Raw genomic sequence first — 672 nt, 5'->3', positions numbered from 1 at the left:
GTTCGACATACTGCTTGGCGCCGGCCACCGCGAGCGAGCCCGCCGGTTCGAGCACGCTGCGCGTGTCCTGGAACACGTCCTTGATCGCGGCGCACAGCGCATCGGTGTTCACGAGCAGCACTTCGTCGAGATATTCGCGGCACAGACGGAAGGTCTCTTCGCCGACGAGCTTCACCGCGGTGCCGTCGGAGAACAGGCCCACTTCGTTCAGCGTCACGCGCTCGCCCGCCTGCAACGACGCGGCCATCGCGCATGAGTCATCGGTCTGCACGCCGATCACCTTGATCTCCGGGCGCACCGATTTCACGTATGCGGCGACACCGGCCGCGAGACCGCCGCCGCCGATCGGCACAAAGATCGCGTGAATCGGCCCCTGGTGCTGGCTGAGGATTTCCATCGCGACGGTGCCCTGACCGGCGATCACGTACGGATCGTCGAACGGATGCACGAAGGTCAGGCCGCGCTCTTCCTGCAGCTTGACCGCGTGACCATAGGCGTCGCTATACGACTCACCGAACTGCACGATCTCGACGGTCGGCCCGCCGTGCGTGCGGATCGCGTCGACCTTGAGCTGCGGCGTCGTCACCGGCACGACGATGATCGCCTTCACGCCCATGCGTGCCGCCGATAACGCCACGCCCTGCGCATGATTGCCCGCCGACGCGGTGATCA

At 66.1% G+C, this 672-nt stretch carries 1 protein-coding gene; it reads right to left on the bottom strand.

Annotation, left to right across the window (positions count from 1 at the left end):
- Positions 1-672, bottom strand: a 672-nt coding sequence (locus F6X39_RS36185) for a pyridoxal-phosphate dependent enzyme (RefSeq protein ID WP_187620165.1), incomplete at both ends; no start/stop codon positions are given.

Origin of the sequence: Paraburkholderia sp. UCT2, assembly GCF_014397665.1 — a bacterium.
Lineage (GTDB): Bacteria > Pseudomonadota > Gammaproteobacteria > Burkholderiales > Burkholderiaceae > Paraburkholderia > Paraburkholderia tuberum.
Note: the sequence above shows the minus strand (reverse complement) of the source record. Positions and strands in the feature narration are given on the sequence as shown.